The organism is Bacillus cereus group sp. BfR-BA-01492, from assembly GCF_022662815.1.
In the GTDB taxonomy this organism is placed as follows: Bacteria; Bacillota; Bacilli; order Bacillales; family Bacillaceae_G; genus Bacillus_A; species Bacillus_A cereus_BD.
The window spans coordinates 81,492-106,582 of the sequence record NZ_JAKUEH010000010.1 but is presented as its reverse complement, the minus strand read 5'-3'; the positions used below and the strand labels follow the sequence as shown (position 1 = coordinate 106,582).

The following is a 25,091-nucleotide window of genomic DNA, read 5'->3' as shown; positions in this document are numbered from 1 at the left end:
AAGGAAAATATCGACATGGGCTTTATATTTCTGTAATGGTTTCTTGGTTTATTAAGGGATGCGCACGCATCTTTTTTCTATGCAGATTAGATGAAAGAGGTGGTATGATGGAATTAACATTAAATTCGACTGTATGTTTACACACAATTCAATTTCGAAAAGAGCAAAAGAATTATATTGTAAAGGATACAATTACAGGAGAAAAATATGAAATGCCGCCACTTTGTATCGATGCACTTGCAATGATGCGTGACGGATTTTTATTAAGAGAAATTGAAGAGAAGTTAAAGGAAGAATATCCAAATGAAGAAGTAAACATCCTTGCATTTACGAGGCAACTGTTAGAATTAGAACTAATCGAAATGGTGGATGGAGAAGAAATTGCTTGTACAAAAAAGAAAGATCGAGATTATTTAGCTTGGATTCGTCCGAAAATTGAACAGCTTGTTATGAATTTAAATAGAAAATATCGAAGCAAAGGTCAAAGATGACCTTTGCTTTTTTAGTAGTATGAGAAAATAAAGCGGTAAAGAGCCACATTTTTTCCCTGTCTAGTTTATTAGAAAATAACAGCAAATGCACGCGCGAAAGCACCGTCACTATTTTTAATTTTTAAAGGTGCTGCTGAAAAGAAGAAACGTTTTGTTTCAATTTCATCTAGGTTTGTTAAGTTTTCAATTAAATAAATATCATTCCCGAGTAAAATATGATGAATAGGTGAAGTTTCTGTTGTTACTTCATCAGGAGAAATAAAGTCTAAACCAACAGATTTTACCTTTAATTTTACTAATTCTTCGGCGAGTTCTTCTGAAAGATAAAAAGCCTCTTTTTCATATGCTTCTGTGTTCCATTTGTTTGAAAGATTCGAATGGAAGATAACGATATCCCCTTCTTTTACTCCAGCATGATGAAGAACCTCTTTTGGTAATTTTCGTTCTTTTCTATGTGTTACGTCAATAAGAATCGCTTCTCCTACAAAACGATCCAGTGGCAATTGATCAATTGTTGATGTGCCGGAAATAAAATGAGCAGGTGCATCACAGTGTGTCCCAACATGAACAACCGAATGGAAATCTGTAACTTGAAAGCCTGCTTCTTCCACACTTGTAATAGCTTCCAAGTGAATGGCTGGAGTGCCTGGGAATTGAGACATATTGTTTTCGAACGTTTGAGATAAATCAATTATTTTCATTGTGAAACCTCCAATAATTTTTTTATAAATTGAAAAACTGACATAGTCCCATTCTTTATAGATGAGGAAGTAAATATCCAACCGCGCATAGAGGTTTGAAAATCAAGTTGGATAGAGAAAAAGCCCATCTTTCAAATCAAGAAAGATGGGCTTTACATATAAATATGTAAATACACTTTATCTTCCAAAATGCTTTGCATTTTGCAGGATTTAGCACCTGTTCAGTTTTTTGTAACTGAGGTTGCCGGGCTTCAAAGGGCCAGTCCCTCCGCCTCTCTCGATAAGAAGTATATTTAGTTGTAAAGTCTGAAAATTTCGTTATTTAAATTGTAAGGTATTTCTATTTTTATTGCAAGAATAAAAATAGGTATTCACCCAATAGAAAAGGATTGCATATTGTAACTTATGTAAATAAATTGCTCCAAAGGAGTGAGTACAGTGACAGGGAAAGTGTTAAATTATTATGCTGGAGGAAACACTGCTCGAGGATTTCATAATTTATTTGATGAATGTTTAACGGGGTTAGATCGATTGTTTATATTAAAGGGGGGGCCAGGTACAGGGAAATCATCATTGATGAAAAGTATAGGGCGTGAATGGAATGAAAAAGGGTATGATATTGAACTGTTACATTGCTCTTCAGATAATAAATCAATTGATGGTGTTATTATTCCGAAATTAAAAGTAGGTATTGTAGATGGAACAGCGCCGCATGTTATCGAGCCGAAGATGCCTGGTGTTGTGGAGGAATATGTGAATTTAGGAACGGCATGGGACGCGGAAGAGTTAAAGAAACATAAGAAAGAGATTGCGCGGTATATCTCGGAAGCAAGCGGAGCGTTTCAATCTGCGTATAGTTGCTTTCAAGAGGCTTTAGAGGTACATGATGTTTGGGAAAAAATTTATATTGATAACATTGATTTCGAAAAAGCAAATGAATTAACAAATCAGCTTATTCAAAAATTATTTGCTCATCATACAGGAGAAAAAGCAGTTGTGAAACATCGTTTTTTAGGAGCAGCAACTCCAAAAGGAGCAGTGGATTTTGTACCAAATTTAACAGAGGATATCCCGCATCGTTATTTTATAAAAGGACGCCCAGGGTCTGGAAAATCGACAATGTTAAAAAAAATAGCAGCTGTAGCAGAAGAAAAAAGATTCGAAGTTGAAGTATATCATTGTGGATTTGATCCAAATAGTCTGGATATGATAATTGTAAGAGAATTAGGGTTTGCGATATTCGATAGTACAGCGCCTCACGAATATTTTCCGAGTCGAGAGGGAGATGAAGTAATCGATATGTATGAACTCATCGTCACGCCGGGTACAGATGAAAAATATGCGAAGGAAATTCGTGAAGTATCGATACGATATAAGTTAAAAATGAATGAAGCAATATCCTTTTTAGCAAAAGCAAAAACAGTTCGAGATAAGTTGGAGCGAATTTATATAAAGGCGATGGATTTTTCAAAAGTTGATGCATATAAAGATGACATACAAAGAGAAATTGAAAAAATTGAACAAGTGATTGTTCAGAAGTAAGATTGGCTTGTTAGGCTGTCAGGGGCTTCCTGACAGCTAGTTATGTCTTGTCGAATTTCCAGGGAAATGATCAAAAAATAGGGAGATACATATGAAAGAAAGAATTCTAGTCGAATTAGCAAAAATTGAGAAAGAACATGACGTGGAAATTTTATTTGCAGTAGAGGCGGGCAGTCGTGCATGGGGATGGCATTCTAAAGCTAGTGATTATGATGTTCGGTTTGTCTATGTTCACCGTTTGGAGTGGTATTTATCTATAGATGAAAAGAGAGAAGTCATCGAATGTCCCATTCATAACACTTTAGATATAAGTGGATGGGATATTCGAAAGGCATTGCGATTATTTGCAAAATCAAATCCATCTTTATTAGAATGGATTCATTCTCCGATCTGTTATGTGAAAAACTCTGACTTATCAACGTGTTTACAAAAAATGAGCGAACATCGTTTTAATCTCAAGTCAACAATGTACCACTATTTGCATATGGCTTCGAAAAATTATCGTAAGTTTTTACAGGGAGAGGACATGCAGGTGAAAAAATATTTTTATGTATTGCGTCCGATTTTAGCATGTAAGTGGCTAGAGAAGAAAGGAACAGTGCCACCTGTGGAATTTGCACGTGTCATAAATGAACTCTCTTTCGAACATAGTGTTTTAGAGGAAATAAAGTATTTATTTTGGATGAAAAAAACAGGAGATAAGTTAGATACTTTACCGAGAATGCCTAGATTACATCAGTTTTTGAAGGAACAAATCGCATATTATCAAGAATATGCAAAACGTATTGAAAAAAGAACTGTAGTAGAAAATGAGGAATTAAATCGCTTATTCCGAGAGATTGTATTTGAAAAGAGCAGAAACGTTTGTGTGAAAAATTTATAGAAAATGTTTTTCAGTACAACAAAAGCACAAAATATAATCTATCAGAACTGACTTGTAAAGTTTGCTATCACATCGCTATTAAAAAGAGAAACAGAGACTGTCCAAAAGAGATACTTTTGGACAGTCTTTTACTTATCATGATTTGAAGTCTGGTTAGGAATAAAGAAAACAGAAATAGCGGCAATCAGACCTGCAAATGCAAATACATAAAAATTCCATACTTGATTATACTGCAATGTCATGAAGATACCGATAATAATGGGGGCAGCAATCGCGCCGATTCTCCCAAGGCCAAGTCCCCAGCCTAAAGCAGTAGCACGTATACGAGAAGGGAAATACTGAGTGACATATGCATTTAATATTTGTGTGATGCCAACGGAACCAATTCCAGCAATTCCAATTAAAATATAAATCATAGTAGTGGAAGTCTGTATGGTTAATAATCCGATACAGATAGCGGCCATGAGGTAAGAGAAGCTAATGATGATTTTCGCCCCAATTCTATCTGCGATGGCTCCTGCAAATAAAGCTCCAATTGCTGCGGTGATATTAAGCATTAACAAGAAGGATAAACTAGAGCCTAACGGATAGCCAGCTTTCCGCATCATTTGAGGCAGCCATGTATTTAATCCATAAATAAGAAACATCCCCATTATATAAGTGAGCCAAAAGAGTAAGGTTGCTCTTACATATTGTTTTGAAAATAATACGAAATATCCACCTTGTTGCTTTTCTTTAGAGGATGGCTTATATATTTGTTTTTGAGGTAACTGAATTTGAAAGCGCCCGCTAACTCGAGTCGCCTCTTCTTGACGACTGCGTGAAAGTAAGAATTGAATTGATTCCGGCAAGTAACGAATAATGATAGGAACGAGAAGAAGAGGAATCATGCCAATACCAAACATTGTTCGCCAACCGAAATCTTGTAACATAAAGATGGATAAAATAGCTCCTAACACAATTCCTAATGGATAACCAGTAAACATAAGTGCATAAATAAAGGATTGCCGTTTCTCGGGTGAATATTCAATTGTAAGTGCAGAAGCAGTCGGAATGACGCCACCTAGACCAATGCCGCCAATAAAGCGAAAAAAACCAAATAATTCAGGAGATGAAGCAATAGCAGCTAAGCCCATTGTTAGAGAGAAAAGAGATAAACAAAATACTAAGGTCCATTTTCTGCCGATATAATCTGTAATCGTTCCGACAAGAATGGCGCCAATAAACATACCAAAAAGAGCATAACTGGCAATTGTACCCGCTTGAGTCTGCGATAAAGCCCAATTTTGATCTTCTAAAAGTGTTGGCAAAATCGCCCCATAAATACCTAAATCGTAGCCATCAGCTAAAATAGCTAACCAACAGATTAGAACAACAAGCCTTGTAGTAGAATTTGAAAGGGCTGTTTTTGCGGATTCTGGATGAGGAGAAGAGATTTGCATCATATACACCTCTTTTTTTCGGTTTACTGTATTATTTGGTTATATATAAACAATTCCCTTCAATTGTCGAATTTTTTCGCTATTTATACGCCTTTTGCTTCAAGATTCAGCAAGAGATTATACAGAAAAATGGACTCATCGAAACTGCCTGTTGGATAAGTCCATTTTTTCTTAAAGTAAGGTTATTCTTCATATACTCGTTTTAAAGGTTGGTTAGCAGGCCCTTCTACTACATCCCCGTTAATAGAAAAGCGCGAGCCATGACAAGGGCAATCCCATGTACAGTCACCGCTGTTCCATTCCACTTCACATCCGAGATGTGTACAAGTTGTATCGACGATATGTAATTTCCCATTCTCATCTTTATAAGCACCAGCACGTTTGCCGTTCACTCTTACGACAGCACCTTCACCATTTGCAAGATCTTCTGGTTCACGAAGAGCAAATTCTAGTTTTCCTTCAATGAGATGTTTAGCTACATCTAGATTTTGAGAGACAAACGTTTTTATGTCTGGATCAGCATGAAAGCGCGATGGCGCAAAGAGTTCTTTGTAAGGACTGTTTCTTTTTGTGATAGATGCCGTTAATAGTTGTGCTGCGACAGTTGAGGTCGTCATTCCCCATTTGCGGTATCCGGTTGCGACAAATATATTTGGATTATTTTCATTGATGTGCCCAATATAAGGAATTTTATCTAAAGTGATTAAATCTTGTGTTGACCATCGATAAGGAATCTGTTCTATTTCAAATATTTCCTCAGCGAAGGAGTGCAGCGCCTCATAATGAAGCATCGTATTAATTCCTTGTCCTGTTTTATGACTTTCACCGCCAACAAGGATCAGTTTTGTTCCGTCTATCGTTGTGGATCGTAAAGAACGTGTAGGATTATCAATACTTAAATACATGCCCCCTGGATATTCTGTTTTAGATTGAATAGCAAGTACATAGGAGCGTTCTGCATACATTCTTGTGAAGAAAAAACTGCTCTTATCATAAAACGGAAAATGAGAGCAGATGGCGACATATCCAGAAGTGATACGTTGTCCATTTTTTGTAATGACTTGTGGATAAAACCCTTTTTCTATATCAATTGCCGTTGTATGTTCATAAATGGTACCACCCATTTGAATAAATTCCTCAACAAGCTTTTTTAAGTAGTGAAGAGGATGAAATTGTGCTTGTTTTTTCATTACAAGCGCGGCTTGAATGGAAAGAGGAACTGGAATAGACGTTACATATTCACACGGAATGTCTAGTTTTTTATATGCTTCGTATTCGTTTATTAACTTTCTTAGCTCATCTTTACATGTTGTATATAAATAAGCATCTTCTTCTGTAAATCCACATTCGATATGATGGGTTTTTACAGTTTCTTTTATAAATTGTAAAGCTTGATGATTCGCTTCATAGTAGAGGCGGGCTTTATCTATATCAAAGTGATTGATGAACTCATCATAAATGAGGTCATGCTGTGCGGTGATTTTTGCTGTTGTATGTCCAGTTGTCCCATTTAAGATACGGTCAGAATCCAGTAAAACAACTTTCATACCTTCTTTTGCGAGTAAATAAGCAGTCGTAATTCCTGTAATACCAGCACCAATAATGACAACTTCTGTTTTTATATTTTCAGATAGAGCAGGAAAGGTAGGGAGTGAGGTAGAGTCAATCCAGTAAGAATGAGGAAATTCAGGAAAAGAATGATTAATCATGATGCAAGCCTCCTAATTTAGGATATTTTTCCTATTCATTTTTCCCACTTATATGAAATTCATGTGAGAAAATTTGGTATGAAACGTAAAATATTTTGTTAGGAGAAATATTTTTATAATGATATATTAATATAATATTTTTGTTATTCGTTTTAAGAGTGAATATTTTGTGAAATAAAAATTTATATAGGAACTAGCTCAACTCATATCTAATAAAAAAAGCTTTTTATGTATATCAATGAGTTTTTAATATAATGGAAAAACCCTGTTAAAACATAGGTTTTTTCTTTGGTAAAATAAGATATGATTATAAAAGTATAACCACATTTTATGACCTAGTAATAAAATGTGTTGACAATGTAGAAAGTCTATTGATATGATTCAACATGTGGAAAGGTTGATAGAGAGTAAAAAGAGAAATGTTTTTCATTGATAATAAAAGCGATAATAAGTGACGATAGAGTGAGTATATTTTCCTTATGATATAAGCTTTTTTGCATCATCTAGTCATATCAATCTGGAAACAACAATTGATCTATGCAGTTTGCGTAAGCATGGCATAAGAAAGGGGCAAAAGGATGAAGGAGCTTCATACGTTTGGATGGTATGCAGCACGTGTATCACCGCACTTGCCAAAAAAAGCATTTCAACCAGTTCCGACCCGTCTATTTGGCGGTTTAGCTTATTTGCTTGTGGCAGTAGCAGGGTTAATAACGATTGGTTTGTTTGAATTGAATGCGTGGGTAAATCTCGGAATTGCACTTGTTCTTGGATTGTGTTTTGCTTCACTTGGATTTTTAGGGCATGAAATTTTACATGGAACGGTTGTAAGAAAAGCATGGCTTCGTGATTTATTAGGAGCGATTGCGTTTATGCCATTAACTACAGGACCAAAGCTTTGGAGAAAGTGGCATAATGCGACGCACCATGTTCATACACAACATGAAGAAAATGATCCAGATGCATGGCCAACACTTGAGAAGATGAAAAAGAGTCAATTTTTAAGATGGGTGTATCGTTTACCACTTCACGTACGTTCATTCTTTAGTTTTTTGTCATTAACATTTCAATTTACATTACACTCAACTCGAATGTTCTTTCATTTTATAAAAGAATTTAAAACGTCGAATCAACGAGCGGTATGGCTTCAACTTCTTTTGCCATGGACAGTTTGGATGAGTCTCTTGTTTATTATGGGACCGATGAAATGGTTGTTTGCATATGTGATTCCGTTATTGATTGCAAACTTTATTGTAATGGCATATATTGCAACCAATCATCGTTTAAATCCAATTGTTCCTGTAAATGATCCATTAGCAAACTGTTTATCTGTAACAGTACCACGCTGGGTTGATGTATTACATTTCAATTTTTCATATCATACAGAACATCATTTGTTCCCTGCGATGAGTTCGAAATACTATCCATTAGTAAAAGAGAAAATTAAAGAAATGTGGCCGGAACGTTATCATGAAATGCCGATGAGTAAAGCGTTAGTAGCGCTTTGGAAAACACCGCGCGTGTATTATGAAGGCAGTGAATTGATTGATCCGCAAAAAAAGCATTTCTATGGGTCGCTAGGAAATGGACTAGATCCGGAGAATATTTCGTATCGTGAGGAGCATGTGAAAGAAGAATCAATGAACAAGGCAAATTCATAATTGTAGATAAAGAAAAGCAAGCTATGATCAGTAGCTTGCTTTTCTACATAGAAACGGCTTTTTCCTTTTGGTTATTCATTTGTACAGCGTTACTTTGCTTATGACTCAGCCTTTTTTCTAGGAGATTCACTAAATAAGTGAATAGTAAAACAAGGACAAGATAATAGATACCTACTACGATATAGGTATTTAATTGTTGGTAATTTCCAGCGGCAATCGATAACCCAGATCCCCATAATTCTGACATACCAACGTAAGCAACAAGGGAAGAATCTTTTAATCCAATAATAAATTGATTTCCTAAAGAAGGTATTGAAAGGCGAAATGCTTGTGGTAATATAATGCGACGCATAGCTAGTGGATAAGACATTCCGAGAGAACGGGCAGCTTCTAATTGCCCGCGGTCTACAGATTGAATGGAGCCGCGGAAAATTTCTGTAATATAGGCACCATTATGAATCGCTAAAGCAATGGCACCGGCCCAAAATGGTGTGAAAACAACGATAGAAGTAATACCGAAGTACAAAATCGCAATTTGTACGATTAAGGGAGTACCGCGAATAACAGCAATATAAATATGAGCAATACTATTTAATAGTTTGTTGTTTGAAATGCGAAAGAATGCAAATAGTAATCCAATGAGTGAACCAAGTAGTAAAGAAGTTAAAGTCAATTGCAATGTGATAAGAACTGCTTTGAGCAACGTTGGATAAGTAGATAAAAAAATTTCAATCATTCATTTCACCTCATATTGGTTAGCATTTATAGTGGATATAAATACCCCACAATTTATGTGGGGCACCGTATTTTTTACAGAATAGGAGAATTATTTATTTTGTTTTTTCCTCTTCTCCAAGAATGTTGCGACCAAACCATTTCTTACTAATTTTCTCGTACGTGCCATCTTTAATAATTTCGTCTAATGCTTTATTCACTTTATCAACCATTTTTTTATCATCTTTACGAACAGCGATGGCCATTTCATCAAGGTTTAATGGTTTTCCAGCTTCTTTTATAGAAGAATTTCCTTCTTTTATCATGCGAAGTCCAACCATTTGGTCGGTAATAACAGCATCGACACGACCAGGTTCTAAATCCATAAGGGCTGTAAGATCGCTATCATACTCTGTTATTTTATCTGTTTGCTTTTCAACAAGTGCTTTAAATGTACTTGCCTTTACAACGCCAACTTTTTTCCCTTTTAAATCATCAACAGAGGAGATGGAATCATTCTGTTTTGATACGAAGATTTGAGCGCCAGAACGATAATATGGTTTTGTGAAACTAACAGCCTTTAATCGTTCTTCTGTAATTGCCATACTTCCTAAGATGACATCATATTTTTTAGCCTGAAGACCTTGGATTAATGTTTCCCAAGGATTGGTAACAGGTGCAGGCTTCATTCCCATTTTTTTTGCAAGAGCTTCTCCAATTTCAATATCGAAACCCATAAGTTTCCCATCATTTTCTTTATAATTAAAAGGTTTATATAATCCGCTCATTGCATAACGAAATTCTTTTTTTCCATCTGTAGACGTAGTACGACTTTCTTTACTACAGGCCCCCAATATGAACGAGATACTCAGCGTAATGGTTGCAACGATAGTAAATACTTTCTTTTTCATATAACCCCTCCTATATATTGTTCCTATCAATACGGACATTTTTATATATGGTGTTGGGTAGTAGTGTATGTGTCCGCTTTGTCTTTAGACACTATAAAACATTTCTTAAAAACTGTTTTGCCCGCTCATTTGATGGTGCGGAGAAGAATTGTTCCGGCGGAGCATCTTCGATAATTTGACCATCATCCATAAAGATGACGCGGTCGGCTACATCTCGTGCAAAGCTCATTTCGTGAGTAACAATAATCATCGTCATTCCTTCACTAGCAAGTTCTTTCATCACTTGTAATACTTCGCCAACAAGTTCAGGGTCAAGAGCTGATGTAGGCTCATCAAATAGCATGATTTTCGGGTTCATCGCAAGAGCTCGTGCAATGGCAACACGTTGTTTTTGACCACCAGATAATAAGTGCGGTGTGATATTTGCTTTATCTTCTAAACCGACTTTTTTTAATAAATCCATTCCGATTTCTTTTGCTTTTGCCTTATCTAACTTTTTTACATGAATGGGTGCTTCTGTGATGTTTTCTAATGAGGTCATATGAGGAAAGAGGTTAAAATGTTGAAAGACCATACCAACGTTTTCGCGGACTTTGTTTAAATCTGTATGTTGAGGATCAATTTGTTCCCCTTGTAGACGAATGTTACCTTCATCGTACATTTCTAAAAAGTTAAGACAGCGGAGTAAAGTGCTTTTCCCAGAACCGCTTGCACCAACTAAAACGACAACTTCTTTTTCCTTTACTTCTAAGTTAATCCCTTTTAAAACATGTAATGAGTCAAATGATTTTACTAAATTTTGAACTTCAATCATACCAATCCCCCAGTGAATTTTATATTTTAATAAATCTGTCCCTTCTTTTTGTTATTAGTCATAAAACGGCAAAATCCTCTATTTTTTAAAGTTTTAGATGTTATGTGTGAAATTTTATTTCATGAGCCAGTATAGTATTTTTCGCGTTATATGGAGAAGATTGTGATTTGTTTTCTTATTATAAGGTATTTCTAAAATCTTTATATCTTTCTATAATAAAAATATGGATAATAATATATAAGTAGTATTTATATAGTTAATGGGGAGGAATGCGAATATGGAAAGAGAGCAAAAAACCTTTTCTTTTGGTTTACGTATGCAGCTTATGTTATTTACAACAATTTTGGCATTGATTACGTATTCGACAAGTTTATTTTTTATTTATGTGTTGTATGACTATTTTCAAAGCTATGTAAGTCAAACAGTTTATAATATTGTTGTAATGCTGTTAGGAGTAATATGGTCTGGTATTCTAGCATATGTTGCAGCAATTTTTTTAATTAAACCTTTACGTAAATTGGAGGAAGCTGCTCATAGAGCTGCTGAAGGTGATATTCGTGAAAATGTACCACTGCCAAAAGTAGATGATGAAATAAAATCCTTAAGCGTTGCTTTTAATATGATGCTAGGAAATTTGCGCACAATGGTAAATAATATCGATACAACATTTTCTTATACAAACACGCAAGTACAGCAAATTAGAAAACAAACAAATGAAGCGACAAAGCAGGCACAAGTTGTGTCAGAAACATTAGCTGAAATTTCCTCAGGAGCTGAACAGTCAGCGGCATCTATTCAGACGATTGTTTCCACTGTCGATAAAACAACATCCATTGCTAGTGAGGTGGAAGAAAAGGCAAAGCAATCTGATCAATTATCTTCTGAAATGGTGCAAGCATTAGGTCAAAGTACGCAAGTATTCACATCACTTATTAAAGGAATTCAGACACTTGCAAAAGAGAATGAACAATCGATGCACAATGTGCAAAAATTAGAAGAACGAATGAAACAAGTTGAACATATTGTCTCTGTGGTAAGTGAAATAGCGAGTCAAACAAATTTATTGGCGCTAAATGCATCAATTGAGGCTGCTCGCGCTGGAGAACACGGAAGAGGATTTGCTGTTGTAGCAGAAGAGGTTCGGAAGCTAGCTGATGAGAGCGATAGTTCAGCGCGAAATATATCACAGTTACTTTGCGATATGAAGAATGAAGTACAACAAGTAGCAACACAAATGACAGAGCAAGTTAAGTCTGCTAACGAAGAAGCGAAGCGCGGAGAAGCAACTGAATTAATTTTAAAAGAGATGTCAGAAAGTATTATGGAAGTAGCAGATGCAACGAAAAAGATTAGTGGTTATATGAAGGAGCAAGTAGAACATATTCATGTAACAGGTACGCAAACGAAAGCAGTAGCAGCAATTGCAGAAGAAACATCGGCAGGCTCACAAGAAGTTGCAAGGGTAACCATGCAACAATCTAAAAATATGGTAGCAATCGATCAGTTGTTAGAGGAATTAGAAAAACAGGCAACTGAGTTAAAACAAACAATAGAACGATTTATGTTATAAAGTGAAACTTTAATCAGTGGGGGTTTTCTTCATCCCCCACTGATTATGAGCCCTCACCAATCGGGCTGTTACGGGCAGCCCTACTCCCACCTATCTTCCTTGCTTCTCTTTGAATCTTGAGGTGGGAGTCTTACTGTCCTAAAATAGCGGGATAAAAGGAAGAATGATTTTATGTTCTTCCTTTTTATTTTGCGATAGTTTTTTCTGAAGCGCTTTATGAGTAGTTTTTTATCATAGATATTTTCTAGCTGCATAACACAATACATCATAAGTGATGTAAATAATAAATTTCTACTAAAAACTATGAACGTTTCCGCAACTTTTATGATTGCCTCTTTTGAATGGAAATTATAGCAAGATATAATAAAACTATAATGTTAGAAGGGGTGTCTTTTATGAAAAGGGAAAAAAGACAACGACTTATTAAACAATTAGTAGAAGAATATGAAATAGATACACAAGAGCGATTAGTTGAATTATTGGCAGAAAAAGGTGTGTCTGTAACACAAGCTACTATTTCGAGAGATATTCGAGAATTAAATGTAATAAAAGTAGCCTCTTCAAAAGGATTACTGATATATAAGCTTTTCTCGAAGGATCATTTACAAACGGATATGCAGTTAAAGAAGAAATTAAGAGAGGTAGTTGTGAAAGTTGATTATGTAGATCGATTAACGGTTATTAAAACGTTACCGGGTAATGCACATGTGATTGGTGCTTTGTTGGATTCGTTAGATTGGAAAGAAAAAATAGGATGTGTATGTGGAAATGATACATGTCTTATTATTTCTCATTCTCTTTCTGATAGAAAAGTTTTAGAAGAACGACTGAATTTTATTATGTAGATGAAATCCTATTTCTAATAGAAATTAGAAATAGGATTTTTTTATACATTTCATACTCTAATATTCATCATATATACAGAATAAATAACTATATTGTGAGATATGTGATGAAACGACTTATAAAAATACAACTATATATGACTTTAAAAAAATAATTTGTGAAATATTTCACCATTGAATGTTAACCTTTTCACAAAAACGGAAATGCTTTCTGTTTATGATGTACTTGTAAGATATCAAACGAACTTAAAGGGAGGTACAACAAATGAAACATCCAATTCATGTTACTTCAGAAATTGGGGAATTACAAACGGTTTTATTAAAACGTCCTGGTAAAGAATTAGAAAATTTAACGCCAGATTACTTACAACAATTATTATTTGACGATATTCCATACTTACCAATTGTTCAAAAAGAACATGATTATTTTGCACAAACATTGCGCAATCGGGGTATTGAGGTTCTTTATTTAGAAACGCTAGCAGCTGAGGCATTAATTGATAAAAAACTTCGTGAAGAATTTGTTGATCGTATTTTAAAAGAAGGGCAAGCTGATGTCAATGTTGCACATCAAACCTTAAAAGAATATTTACTTTCCTTTTCAAATGAAGAATTGATTCAAAAAATTATGGGCGGTGTGCGGAAAAATGAAATTGACACAAGTAAGAAAACACATCTATACGAATTAATGGAAGATCATTATCCGTTTTATTTAGACCCAATGCCAAATTTATATTTTACTCGTGATCCCGCGGCTACGATAGGGGAAGGGTTAACCATTAATAAAATGAGAGAACCAGCACGTAGACGTGAATCATTGTTTATGGAATACATTATGAAATATCATCCACGATTTGCAGATCATAATGTGCCAGTTTGGTTAGATCGTGATTATAAGTTTCCAATTGAAGGCGGTGACGAACTCATTTTAAATGAAGAGACAATTGCGATTGGTGTATCTGCTCGTACATCAGCAAAAGCGATTGAACGGTTGGCTAAGAACTTATTTAGTCGTCAAAATAAAATTAAAAAAGTATTAGCAATAGAGATTCCAAAATGTCGAGCATTTATGCATCTAGATACAGTCTTTACGATGGTTGACTATGATAAATTTACCATTCACCCAGCTATTCAAGGACCAAAAGGGAATATGAACATTTACATTTTGGAAAAAGGTCTAGATGAAGAGACTCTTAAAATTACACATCGCACATCGTTGATGGAAGTTTTAAAAGAAGTTTTAGGTTTAAAAGAATTAGTATTGATTCCTTGTGGAGGAGGAGATGTAATTGCTTCTGCTCGTGAACAATGGAATGATGGATCGAATACATTAGCAATTGCTCCAGGAGTAGTTGTTACATATGATCGCAACTATGTATCAAATGCTTTATTACGTGAACATGGAATTGAAGTAATTGAAGTATTAAGCTCGGAATTATCACGCGGTCGTGGGGGCCCACGTTGCATGAGTATGCCGATTGTTAGAAAAGATATTTAGTGATAAATAACGGAGAAAGTAGGGATGAACGATGTTAATGACGAGACCAAACTTAAAAGGAAGAAGTTTTCTTGCTGAAAAGGATTTTACAAAAGAAGAATTATTATATTTTCTTGATTTAGCAGCGGAATTAAAAGAGAAAAAGAAAAATAGTATCCCACATCGTTATTTAGAAGGAAAAAACGTTGCACTCCTATTTGAAAAAACTTCTACCCGTACAAGATGCGCATTTACAGTCGCTTGTACTGATTTAGGTGCAAATCCTGAATATTTGGGAAAAGGTGATATTCAGCTTGGTAAAAAAGAATCTGTTGAAGATACAGCAAAAGTGTTAGGCCGTATGTTTGATGGAATTGAGTTCCGCGGTTTTTCTCATGAAACAGTAGAATCGTTAGCTGCGAACTCTGGTGTGCCAGTATGGAACGGTTTAACAGATATGTGGCATCCAACACAAACACTTGCAGATCTTCTAACAATTAAAGAGCACGTAGGACGTTTGAAAGGTGTGAAGCTTGTTTATGTTGGTGATGGCCGGAATAATGTAGCGAATAGTTTATTAGTTGGTGGTGCAATTGTTGGAATGGAAGTTCGTATTTGTGCACCAGAGTCATTATGGCCAGCGCAAGAAGTAATCGATTTAGCGAAAAAATATAGTAATCGTGTCATGGTAACAAGCGATGTGGAAGAAGCGGTTGCAGATGCAGATGTAATTTATACAGATGTATGGGTATCTATGGGAGAAGAAGATAAATTTGCCGAACGGATTGCTTTATTAACCCCTTATCAAGTGAATATGCAAATGATAAAAGCAACAGGAAATGATAATGTGATTTTCTTACATTGTTTACCTGCATTTCATGATGTGGAAACAATGTACGGTGAAGAAATTTATGAAAAATATGGATTGAGAGAAATGGAGGTAACAGACGAGGTATTCCGCAGCAAACATTCAAAAGTATTTGATCAAGCTGAAAATAGAATGCACACAATTAAGGCGGTTATGGCAGCTACTTTAGGAGATATAGAATAAAGAAGGAAGCAGGTCTTCCTTCTTTCTCCTTCTTTAGACACGATCATTTCCAATTTGTAGTATTGCAAATTAAGAGAGGTGAGTGGAATGGGTGAAGAAAAGAAATTAGGATTATTTACTTTAATCGCCCTTGTAGTTGGTTCTATGATTGGCGGTGGTGCATTTAATTTGGCGAGTGACATGGCAAAAGGCGCTGGCGCAGGGGCTGTTATGATTGGATGGATTATAACGGGTATTGGAATGATTGCTCTTGGTTTATCTTTTCAAAATTTAACTGTCAAAAGACCAGATTTAGATGGTGGTATTTTTAGTTATGCAAAAGCTGGATTTGGTAACTTTATGGGGTTTAATAGTGCATGGGGGTATTGGTTGTCAGCTTGGCTAGGGAATGTTGCTTACGGTACATTATTATTTGCTTCATTAGGGTATTTCTTCCCTGTTTTTGAAGGGGGGCAAAACGTCGCATCTATTATTGGAGCAAGTGTATTACTTTGGTGCGTTCACATGCTCATTTTACGCGGGGTGCAATCAGCGGCACTTGTGAACTTAGTAACGACAATTGCGAAATTAGTGCCTGTATTTGTATTTATTGTGGTAGGAATTTTCGCTTTTCATTTTGATATTTTCTTAGATGGTTTTTGGGGACAAGCTGGTTCTTTTTCTTGGGGAGCGGTAGGTAGTCAAGTGAAGAGTACAATGCTTGTAACACTTTGGGTATTTATTGGTGTAGAAGGGGCTGTTGTCCTATCAAGCCGCGCTAAAAATAGAAGTGATGTTGGAAAAGCGACAGTCATTGGATTAATTGGCACACTGATTATTTATATTTTAATTACATTATTATCTCTTGGTCTTATGAAACAAGCTGATGTGGCAAATTTGAAAAATCCAGCCATGGCATATTTATTCGAAAGCATAGTTGGAAAATGGGGTGCGACCTTTATTAATTTAGGTTTAGTCATTTCTGTATTAGGTGCTTGGTTAGGCTGGACGTTACTTGCATCCGAAATTCCATATTTAGCTGCAAAAGACGGAGTATTTCCGAAATGGTTTGCAAAGGAGAATGAGAATAAAGCTCCTGTGAACGCATTGTGGATCACAAATGGGCTCATTCAAATTTTCTTATTAACATTTGTTGTTTCAGATCAAGCGTATAATTTTGCATTCTCTCTCGCATCATCAGCTATTTTAATTCCTTATGCTTTTTCAGCATTTTATCAACTTAAATATAGTTTACAATCTGAAGAAAACGATCGTACAAAAAATATAATCATTGGTTTAGTTGCAAGTATTTATGGAGCCTGGTTAGTCTATGCAGCGGGATTAGAATACTTGTTATTAACAATGACTTTATATGCACCTGGAATTTTCATTTTTTACAATGTTCAAAAGCAAACGAACCAAAAACAAATATTTACTCGTTTAGAATTGGCATCATCTGTAGCAATTGGCGCTTTAGCATTCTTTGCAATTTACGGATTAATTACAGGAAGTATTACTTTATAAAAAAATCAATTGGAGGGTTGAAATATGAAACGAAGAAAAATCGTAGTTGCACTCGGGGGAAATGCAATACAATCTGGAAATGCTACTGCTGAGGCTCAGCAAGAAGCGCTAGAAAGAACGGCAGAACAACTCGTTAAAATTATGGAAAATGACGTTGATATTGTTATTGCACATGGAAATGGTCCGCAGGTTGGCAATATTTTATTACAACAAAAAGCAGCGGAAACAGAGAAAACACCAGCGATGCCATTGGATACTTGCGGTGCGATGAGCCAAGGGATGATTGGGTATTGGATGGAAAATGCAATTGAAAAAGCGCTGAAAAAACGAAATATAAAAAAAGAAGTAGCAACAGTAATCACACGTGTTGTTGTTGATGAAAAAGATGAAGCATTTCAAACCCCAACAAAACCAATTGGCCCCTTTTATAAAGAAGAAGAAGCAAGACGATTAATGAAGGAAACGAAAGCTGTATTTAAGGAAGATGCCGGAAGAGGATGGAGACGAGTTGTTCCATCACCAAAGCCTGTGAGCATTCATGAACATAAAGTAATCAATTCATTAGTAGAAGATGGGAATATCGTAATCGCTGTTGGAGGTGGCGGGATCCCGGTAATTGAATCTGAAGAAGGATTGAAGGGAACGGAGGCTGTTATTGATAAGGATTTTGCTGCCCAAAAGCTAGCTGAACTAGTAGGTGCGGATACTCTTATCATTTTAACCGCAGTTGATTATGTATATATAAATTATAATCAACCAAATCAGAAGAGACTAGAAACGATTGGGGTGGATGAATTAAAAAAATATATAGAGGAACAGCAATTTGCACCAGGAAGTATGCTTCCGAAAATTGAAGCAGCGATTCATTTTGTTAATGCAAGCCCAGAACGAAAAACAATTATTACTTCTTTAGACAAAATATATGAAGCATTGGAAGAGAAAGCAGGTACTATTATTTCTCAACAGGAAGCATGTGTATGTGTAAGGTAGCTTATTTATAACTAGTAAGTAAAAAGAATGAAGCGGTTAACTTCATTCTTTTTACTTACTAATAATTTTTAGTAATCAATGTTCATAAAGTATTCATTATGAAATTAAGATATATAGATTGATTATGATAAAATCTACTTGAATGCGCTTTCTTGATGTTTCAATACCATGTATAGCAAGAAAGAGGGATTTTTTTATGAATAGGCGGAATGTGGTTAAAGATTTAAAGCAGTTTGAATTATTTTCTCATTTAACAGACAAAAAGTTAAAAGGCTTAACGGAATTTACTTATTGGCGCACTTATAAGAAAGGTCAATTTTTATTTTTAGAAGGAGATTCAAGGGAACGAATTTACCTCATGTTAGATGGTTTTGTGAAGTTAGAACGAGTAAATCAAAGTGGAAATTTATTATATGAAGACTATGTAAAGAGATTTTCTATTTTTCCTTGCAGTGGTATGTTTACTGACAAAGGTTACAGCTATACAGCAGAAGCCATAACGGATGTCGATGTGTACTATATTCCGACAGTGATTTTTGAAGATATGGTGAAGGCAAATCGAATACAATTAATGCAAATTGTTCAGCAGTTATCCTCAATATTAAAGTTGAATGAAAATCGTGTGCAAAACATTACTATCCCCAATGCACAAGATCGTGTCATTCAAACGTTAAATTATTTAATGCATGACTTAGGCGAACCAAACGGTGAAGAAATTGTAATCCCATGTCCACTTACAACGATTGAAATTTCTAAAATATCTGGAACGTCTCGAGAGACAGTTAGCAGTGTATTAAAACAATTGAAAAATGATAGTATTGTTACCGTGTTAGGTAAAAAAATTACAATACATGATCCTACTTATTTTGAAGAAATCTCTATGTGAAAAACAAAATAATGAATGTGATAAAGTGAAACTTTAATCAGTGGGGTTTTCTTCATCCCCCACTGATTATGAGCCCTCACCAATCGGGCTGTTACGGGCAGCCCTACTCCCACCTATCTTCCTTGCTTCTCTCTGAATCATGAGGTGGGAGTCTTACTGTCCTAAAATAGCGGGAGAAAAGAAGAAGCATTGAGACAGAATGATGTATTCATTCATATATCATTTAAATGGTATATGAATACATATATTTATGAAGTATTTCCGTGCAAAAAGATTGTATATTCCGATAATATTAGCTAAAATCGATAATAAAAACAAAGGGGAAGAAAGAATGATCCGTATTGAATATGATCGATTGCTTGCTATATTTTATAGTGTCGGGGTATTACTAGTATTGAAATTTCCAAACGATAACGAATTAGTAGGAGAGAAATTATTTCATTCATATGGACTTCCAGTAGATACATATACTTATATGGATTATACAATTTCAAATGTATGGGTTATATCTTGCGTATTACAAGGGCTCTCTTTTTTATTTTTTATGAAGTGGATGGAAAAGAATCATTCTAATTGGTTAAAAAGATTTCATAAAATGAAAAGTGTATGTATAGGAGTAATAATGTGTATATTGCCATTCGCATTCAATCAACTCATTCAAACTCTTGATAAAACATGGTACTATGCGGGAAAAAGAGGTTTAGAGGCAATTGAATATAAAAAGGAAGATAGTGAATGCAAGCTAGAGAAAAGAGGAGAGAAACTAGAGGAAAATTGTGTAGTTACTTTAAAGAATTATCGCAATCATGCACAAGCATTACAACTTGTTTTGCATCAAGATACAAAACAAAATATCAAAGGGTATCAAGTGCCAACACCTATTTATTTACAGCGGCATGAAACAAAACAATTTAAAATCCAAATTCCAGTTACATTAGATGAAAGTGTAGTGGGAAATACAACACCAAATATCGAATTAAAGTTATTACATGAGCAAAAGACAGCCTATAATTGACAGAATGAGTAGGAGAAGAAATGAGAAGAGGAAGAGGTAGTCATCCAAAATGTTGAGAGAAATCAAACATAAATTGGATGGCTTTTTTATTTAGTGAGAACAAAAGGGGATAGATAAGAGATAATCTGTAAATTTGCAAAAAGATAGGTACAAAATAAAGAGGTATTGTTTTTGAAAGAAAAGAGGATATTGAATAATAAGATGAAAATTGTCGTTGCAAACTCGATATATTTTGTTATGATAGTGTTACGAAAACGTTTGCATAAAAAAGAGGGATATAGAAGGAGAGCGCTATTATGAATAAAATATGGTGGAAAGAAGCTGTCGCTTATCAAATTTACCCACGTAGCTTTATGGATTCAAATGGTGATGGTATTGGAGATTTACAAGGTATTATCGCAAAGCTTGATTATGTAAAAGATTTAGGGATAGATGTTATTTGGATTTGTCCAATGTATAAATCACCAAACGATGATAATGGTTATGATATTAGTGATTATCGTGAGATTATGGATGAGTTCGGTACAATGGCGGACTTTGATGCATTACTAGAAGAAGTGCATAAGCGCGGTATGAAATTAATTATTGATTTAGTTATTAATCATACAAGTGATGAACATCCTTGGTTTATTGAATCGCGATCATCTAAGGATAATCCAAAACGCGATTGGTATATTTGGCGTGATGGTAAGGATGGAAAAGAGCCAAATAACTGGGAAAGTATTTTTAATGGTTCTGCTTGGGAATATGATGAGACAACAGAGCAATATTACTTACACATATTCTCACGGAAACAGCCGGATTTAAATTGGGAGAATAAAGAGGTTCGCGAAGCCTTATATGATACAGTGAACTGGTGGTTAGATAAGGGAATAGATGGATTCCGTGTGGATGCGATTAGCCATATTAAGAAGGAAGAAGGACTAAAAGATATGCCAAATCCAAAAGGGCTACCTTATGTATCTTCTTTTGATAAACATATGAATGTGAATGGTATTCAGCCGTTATTAGAAGAACTAAAAGAGAATACATTTGCAAAGTACGATATTATGACTGTTGGAGAAGCGAATGGTGTCAAAATAGAAGATGCAGATCTTTGGGTTGGAGAAGAAAACGGTAAATTCAATATGGTATTTCAATTTGAACATTTAAGTTTATGGGATGCTGAAAAGAAAAAAGAACTTGATGTTGTAGAGTTAAAGAAAGTGTTAACGAAATGGCAAAAAGGTTTAGAGAATAAAGGATGGAACGCACTTTATATTGAAAATCATGATAAGCCACGTATTGTATCGACTTGGGGAAATGATCAGCAGTATTGGCAGGAAAGCGCAACAGCTTTAGGGGCGATGTACTTTTTTATGCATGGAACACCATTCATTTATCAAGGGCAAGAGATTGGGATGACAAATGTTCAGTTTCCGAATATCGATGATTATGACGATGTAGCGATTAAAAATTTATACCGTGAGAAAATTGCACAAGGTGTATCGCATCAAGAAATGATGGAAATTATATGGGCATCTTGTCGCGATAATTCACGTACACCTATGCAGTGGAGTAGCGAAGAAAATGCAGGTTTTACAACAGGAACACCTTGGTTTGGAATCAATCCAAATTATAAAGAAATCAATGTCCAAAAGCAGCAAGAAGAACCAAATTCTATTTTGAATTTTTATAAGAAAATGATTGCTCTAAAAAAAGAACATGCTGTTTTCAATTACGGTACGTATGATCTATTATTAGAGGATGATCCGCAAATTTATGCGTATACGCGTACATTACATGATGAAAAAATGATTGTGATTAGCAATCTGTCAAGCAAGGAAGCTATTTATAATGAGAATTCATACACGTTAGAACGCAAACGATTGCTTTTGAGTAACTATGAAATTGCAGAAGATGAAGTGGATAAGAAAATCATCTTAAATCCTTATGAAACAAGAATTTATTGCATTTCTTAACAAAAAAAGATGCTCTCGTAGCATCTTTTTTTGTTTTAAAAATAAATTTTTATTGCAATGTGAAAACGCTTTTATTAAAATTAATTTATGAAAACGTTTGCGTTGATTTGGTGAGGGATCGTTTTCGTAAATGTAGGAGGAATTATATTTTGTTTCATTAGAAAGCTTGTAAATAAAGGAGAGGAAGAAGCAGGTGAAAATTACATCTTTTGATTTTTGGCAGAAGTTCGGGAAAGCATTATTAGTTGTTGTAGCAGTTATGCCAGCTGCAGGTTTAATGATTTCCGTTGGTAAGCTGATCGGTATGGCTGCTGGAGATGTAAATGCTGTACATACGATTGCTAGAGTTATGGAAGACATTGGCTGGGCGATTATTACAAACTTGCATATTTTATTTGCAGTAGCAATTGGGGGATCTTGGGCAAAGGACCGTGCAGGCGGTGCGTTTGCAGCGTTGTTAGCATTTGTTTTAACAAACCGGATTACGGGAGCTATATTTGGTGTTAACACTGAAATGTTAGCGGATTCAAAAGCGAAAGTTTCTTCACTATTAGCCGGAGATTTGCTTGTAAAGGATTATTTCACTTCTATACTTGGTGCACCAGCGCTCAATATGGGGGTATTCGTAGGGATTATTACAGGGTTTTTAGGTGCCGCTTTATATAATAAATATTATAACTATGATAAATTACCACAGGCATTGGCATTCTTTAATGGGAAACGTTTTGTACCATTTGTTGTAATTGTTTGGTCTACCATTACGGCAATTGTTTTATCACTTTTATGGCCATTCATCCAAAGTGGATTAAATGAATTTGGACGCTGGATCGCAGCATCGAAAGACAGCGCACCAGTTGTCGCGCCATTTGTATATGGGACATTAGAGCGTCTGTTATTGCCGTTTGGATTGCATCATATGTTAACGATTCCGATGAACTATACAGAACTTGGCGGGACATATACAATGTTAACGGGTTCGAAAGTTGGTCAAGTAGTTGCAGGACAAGACCCGCTATGGTTGGCATGGGTTACGGATTTAAATAATTTATTAGCAAATGGGGATACAAAAGCATATAACGATTTGTTAAATAATGTAGTGCCAGCTCGTTTTAAAGTAGGACAAGTAATTGGATCGACAGCATCACTAATTGGGATTGCATTTGCAATGTTTTACAATGTTGATAAAGACAAACGTGCAAAATATAAGCCAATGTTCTTTTCAGCAGCATTAGCAGTATTTTTAACAGGTGTAACAGAGCCGATTGAATTTATGTTTATGTTCATCGCACCAGTATTATATGTAGTGTATGCAATTACAACAGGGCTTGCATTTGCATTGGCAGATCTTATTCATTTACGAGTACATGCATTTGGATTTATTGAACTACTTACACGTACACCAATGATGGTTCATGCAGGATTAACAAGAGATTTAATTCATTTTGTGATTGTTTCAGTAATGTTCTTTATTTTAAACTTTACCGTATTTCATTTCTTAATTAAAAAATTCAATTTACCAACTCCAGGGCGTGCTGGTAACTATATTGATAATGAAGATGATTCTTCAGAAACAGCAGCGAATGTAAAAGAGGGATCGTTAGCAACAAAGGTTATCGACCTTCTAGGTGGGAAAGATAATATTGCGGACGTAGATGCCTGTATGACACGTTTACGCGTAACGGTGAAAGATTTAGAAGTTGTTGCACCAGAAGCAGAGTGGAAACAAAATGGGGCTTTAGGACTTATCGTAAAAGATAAAGGTGTGCAAGCTGTATACGGTCCCAAAGCTGATGTATTAAAATCAGATATTCAAGATATGTTAGGTGCATAAGAAATGAAAGTATTAACTTTAAATTGTCATTCTTGGCAAGAAGAGAATCAGTTAGAAAAAATAAAATATCTCGCTAAGACGATTCAAGAAGAAAATTACGATGTAATTGCTTTACAAGAGGTAAGCCAATCTATAAAAGCTCAAAGTGTATATGGTAACAAAAAGAAGGATAACTTTGGCCTTATATTGCTTGCAGAGCTTAAAAAGTTAGGTTTAGAAAATTACAATATGGTTTGGGACTTCGCGCATATTGGCTATGATATATATGAAGAAGGTTCAGCCATTATAACGAAGCATCCGATTGTAAAACGAGGTTCTTTCTTCGTATCAGAAAGTAAGGATACAACGTATTGGAAAACACGTAAGATTGTTTATGCAACAATTTTTTATCAAGGGAAAAACATAACATTTTATTCTTGTCATCTTGGTTGGTGGAATGATGAGGAAGAATCATTCCGAGAACAAGTGAATCGTTTTATGGAGCATATCGATGATCATGAACTTTCATTCTTAATGGGTGATTTTAATAATAATGCTCATTTAAGAGGAGAAGGATACGATTATATGATACAAAATAAATTTTACGATACATACGCATTAGCGATGGAAAAAGATGAAGGAACAACCGTACAAGGGAAAATTGCTGGCTGGGACGAAAATAAGCAAAACTTGCGGATTGATCTCGTGTTAAGTAACAAACCAATAAAGGTTCTTTCTTCAAAAGTTATTTTTAATGGTATGAATCGGAAAATGATTTCAGATCATTTTGGAGTAGAAGTTCAATTGAACATATAATAGAAGAAATCCTCATAGTGCTGCAAAATCTATGAGGATGGTTTTAAAAAATACAAGTATTTCCAAGAGAAAATACTTGTATTTTTTATGACATTTCCTATATATTTGTTATTAATGAATGTAAAACCAATTTGGTCATTTTGTATGTATTCTTTTGCTTACTTCGTTATATAATGAAGTAAGCAAAAGAATGGATTGGAAAAATCGTGTATTTTCGTTTAATTCGGGTGGTGGAAAATGATATAATTGCAAAATGCATGTATCGTTTTTAGGATAAGGAAAAATATATAATTAGGTGA

The 25,091-nt window shown here is 35.0% G+C and carries 21 protein-coding genes and 1 riboswitch; of the genes, 15 read left to right on the top strand and 6 right to left on the bottom strand.

Annotated elements, in window-relative coordinates; translation table 11 throughout:
* The first annotated feature begins 104 nt into the window (after positions 1-104).
* Positions 105-491, top strand: coding sequence for a hypothetical protein (locus MR063_RS14005; protein ID WP_242198802.1), 387 nt, complete (start codon positions 105-107; stop codon positions 489-491).
* Between the two features lie 68 nt (positions 492-559).
* On the opposite strand, the gene MR063_RS14000 is transcribed toward MR063_RS14005, so the two are convergent.
* The gene (locus tag MR063_RS14000; RefSeq protein WP_242198672.1) at positions 560-1,192 is read right to left on the bottom strand and encodes a cyclase family protein; all 633 of its coding nucleotides are present in this window, start codon (positions 1,190-1,192) and stop codon (positions 560-562) included.
* A 174-nt stretch (positions 1,193-1,366) separates the two neighbouring features.
* Positions 1,367-1,479, bottom strand: a riboswitch (SAM riboswitch).
* 151 nt (positions 1,480-1,630) lie between these two features.
* Between MR063_RS14000 and MR063_RS13995 the strand changes: the two genes are divergently transcribed.
* Together MR063_RS13995 and MR063_RS13990 are read left to right on the top strand one after the other, a co-directional pair.
* Entirely contained in the window at positions 1,631-2,734 is a 1,104-nt protein-coding gene (locus MR063_RS13995) for a PRK06851 family protein (protein WP_242198669.1), read from the top strand.
* Between the two features lie 91 nt (positions 2,735-2,825).
* A complete protein-coding gene (locus MR063_RS13990; RefSeq protein ID WP_242198667.1) occupies positions 2,826-3,617 on the top strand; it encodes a nucleotidyltransferase domain-containing protein in 792 nt (263 codons plus the stop codon).
* Between the two features lie 128 nt (positions 3,618-3,745).
* Here MR063_RS13990 and MR063_RS13985 read toward each other — a convergent pair whose 3' ends face one another.
* On the bottom strand, positions 3,746-5,059 hold the full coding sequence (locus MR063_RS13985; RefSeq protein WP_396021842.1) for an MFS transporter: 1,314 nt from the start codon (positions 5,057-5,059) through the stop codon (positions 3,746-3,748).
* Positions 5,060-5,241: 182 nt separating this feature from the next.
* A complete protein-coding gene (locus MR063_RS13980) occupies positions 5,242-6,768 on the bottom strand; it encodes an FAD-dependent oxidoreductase (protein WP_242198662.1) in 1,527 nt (508 codons plus the stop codon).
* Between the two features lie 578 nt (positions 6,769-7,346).
* Here MR063_RS13980 and desB point away from each other — a divergent pair.
* Positions 7,347-8,429 carry a Delta(10) desaturase DesB gene (gene desB / locus MR063_RS13975; RefSeq protein ID WP_242198661.1) on the top strand — a complete coding sequence of 361 codons (1,083 nt, stop codon included), beginning with the start codon at positions 7,347-7,349 and terminating at the stop codon, positions 8,427-8,429.
* A gap of 43 nt (positions 8,430-8,472) precedes the next feature.
* Here the strand turns inward: desB and MR063_RS13970 are convergent, their stop codons facing one another.
* From MR063_RS13970 to MR063_RS13960, 3 genes are all read right to left on the bottom strand, one after another.
* On the bottom strand, positions 8,473-9,165 hold the full coding sequence (locus MR063_RS13970; protein ID WP_242198660.1) for an amino acid ABC transporter permease: 693 nt from the start codon (positions 9,163-9,165) through the stop codon (positions 8,473-8,475).
* A gap of 94 nt (positions 9,166-9,259) precedes the next feature.
* Positions 9,260-10,054 carry an ABC transporter substrate-binding protein gene (locus MR063_RS13965; RefSeq protein WP_242198659.1) on the bottom strand — a complete coding sequence of 265 codons (795 nt, stop codon included), beginning with the start codon at positions 10,052-10,054 and terminating at the stop codon, positions 9,260-9,262.
* Positions 10,055-10,145: 91 nt separating this feature from the next.
* Positions 10,146-10,868 (bottom strand): amino acid ABC transporter ATP-binding protein, encoded by a 723-nt coding sequence (locus tag MR063_RS13960; RefSeq protein ID WP_242198658.1) that lies wholly within the window; start codon positions 10,866-10,868, stop codon positions 10,146-10,148.
* A 277-nt stretch (positions 10,869-11,145) separates the two neighbouring features.
* On the opposite strand from MR063_RS13960, the gene MR063_RS13955 reads away from it, so the two are divergent.
* The 11 genes from MR063_RS13955 (at position 11,146) to MR063_RS13905 (ending at position 24,792) form a co-directional block, all read left to right on the top strand.
* Positions 11,146-12,438 carry a methyl-accepting chemotaxis protein gene (locus MR063_RS13955; RefSeq protein WP_242198657.1) on the top strand — a complete coding sequence of 431 codons (1,293 nt, stop codon included), beginning with the start codon at positions 11,146-11,148 and terminating at the stop codon, positions 12,436-12,438.
* A gap of 395 nt (positions 12,439-12,833) precedes the next feature.
* Entirely contained in the window at positions 12,834-13,283 is a 450-nt protein-coding gene (argR, locus tag MR063_RS13950; protein ID WP_242198656.1) for an arginine repressor, read from the top strand.
* 265 nt (positions 13,284-13,548) lie between these two features.
* Entirely contained in the window at positions 13,549-14,781 is a 1,233-nt protein-coding gene (arcA, locus tag MR063_RS13945; protein ID WP_242198655.1) for an arginine deiminase, read from the top strand.
* A gap of 31 nt (positions 14,782-14,812) precedes the next feature.
* Positions 14,813-15,811 carry an ornithine carbamoyltransferase gene (gene argF, locus MR063_RS13940; protein ID WP_242198654.1) on the top strand — a complete coding sequence of 333 codons (999 nt, stop codon included), beginning with the start codon at positions 14,813-14,815 and terminating at the stop codon, positions 15,809-15,811.
* Positions 15,812-15,898: 87 nt separating this feature from the next.
* The gene (arcD, locus tag MR063_RS13935; protein ID WP_242198653.1) at positions 15,899-17,314 is read left to right on the top strand and encodes an arginine-ornithine antiporter; all 1,416 of its coding nucleotides are present in this window, start codon (positions 15,899-15,901) and stop codon (positions 17,312-17,314) included.
* 24 nt (positions 17,315-17,338) lie between these two features.
* On the top strand, positions 17,339-18,304 hold the full coding sequence (arcC, locus tag MR063_RS13930; protein WP_242198650.1) for a carbamate kinase: 966 nt from the start codon (positions 17,339-17,341) through the stop codon (positions 18,302-18,304).
* Positions 18,305-18,500: 196 nt separating this feature from the next.
* Complete coding sequence (locus MR063_RS13925) at positions 18,501-19,190, top strand: Crp/Fnr family transcriptional regulator (RefSeq protein WP_242198647.1); 690 nt, start codon at positions 18,501-18,503, stop codon at positions 19,188-19,190.
* A 331-nt stretch (positions 19,191-19,521) separates the two neighbouring features.
* Entirely contained in the window at positions 19,522-20,205 is a 684-nt protein-coding gene (locus MR063_RS13920) for an ABC transporter permease (RefSeq protein WP_242198645.1), read from the top strand.
* A 296-nt stretch (positions 20,206-20,501) separates the two neighbouring features.
* A complete protein-coding gene (locus tag MR063_RS13915) occupies positions 20,502-22,166 on the top strand; it encodes a glycoside hydrolase family 13 protein (RefSeq protein ID WP_242198642.1) in 1,665 nt (554 codons plus the stop codon).
* A gap of 193 nt (positions 22,167-22,359) precedes the next feature.
* On the top strand, positions 22,360-23,997 hold the full coding sequence (locus MR063_RS13910) for a PTS transporter subunit IIBC (RefSeq protein ID WP_242198639.1): 1,638 nt from the start codon (positions 22,360-22,362) through the stop codon (positions 23,995-23,997).
* 3 nt (positions 23,998-24,000) lie between these two features.
* Positions 24,001-24,792 (top strand): endonuclease/exonuclease/phosphatase family protein, encoded by a 792-nt coding sequence (locus tag MR063_RS13905; protein ID WP_242198637.1) that lies wholly within the window; start codon positions 24,001-24,003, stop codon positions 24,790-24,792.
* Positions 24,793-25,091: the final 299 nt, after the last annotated feature.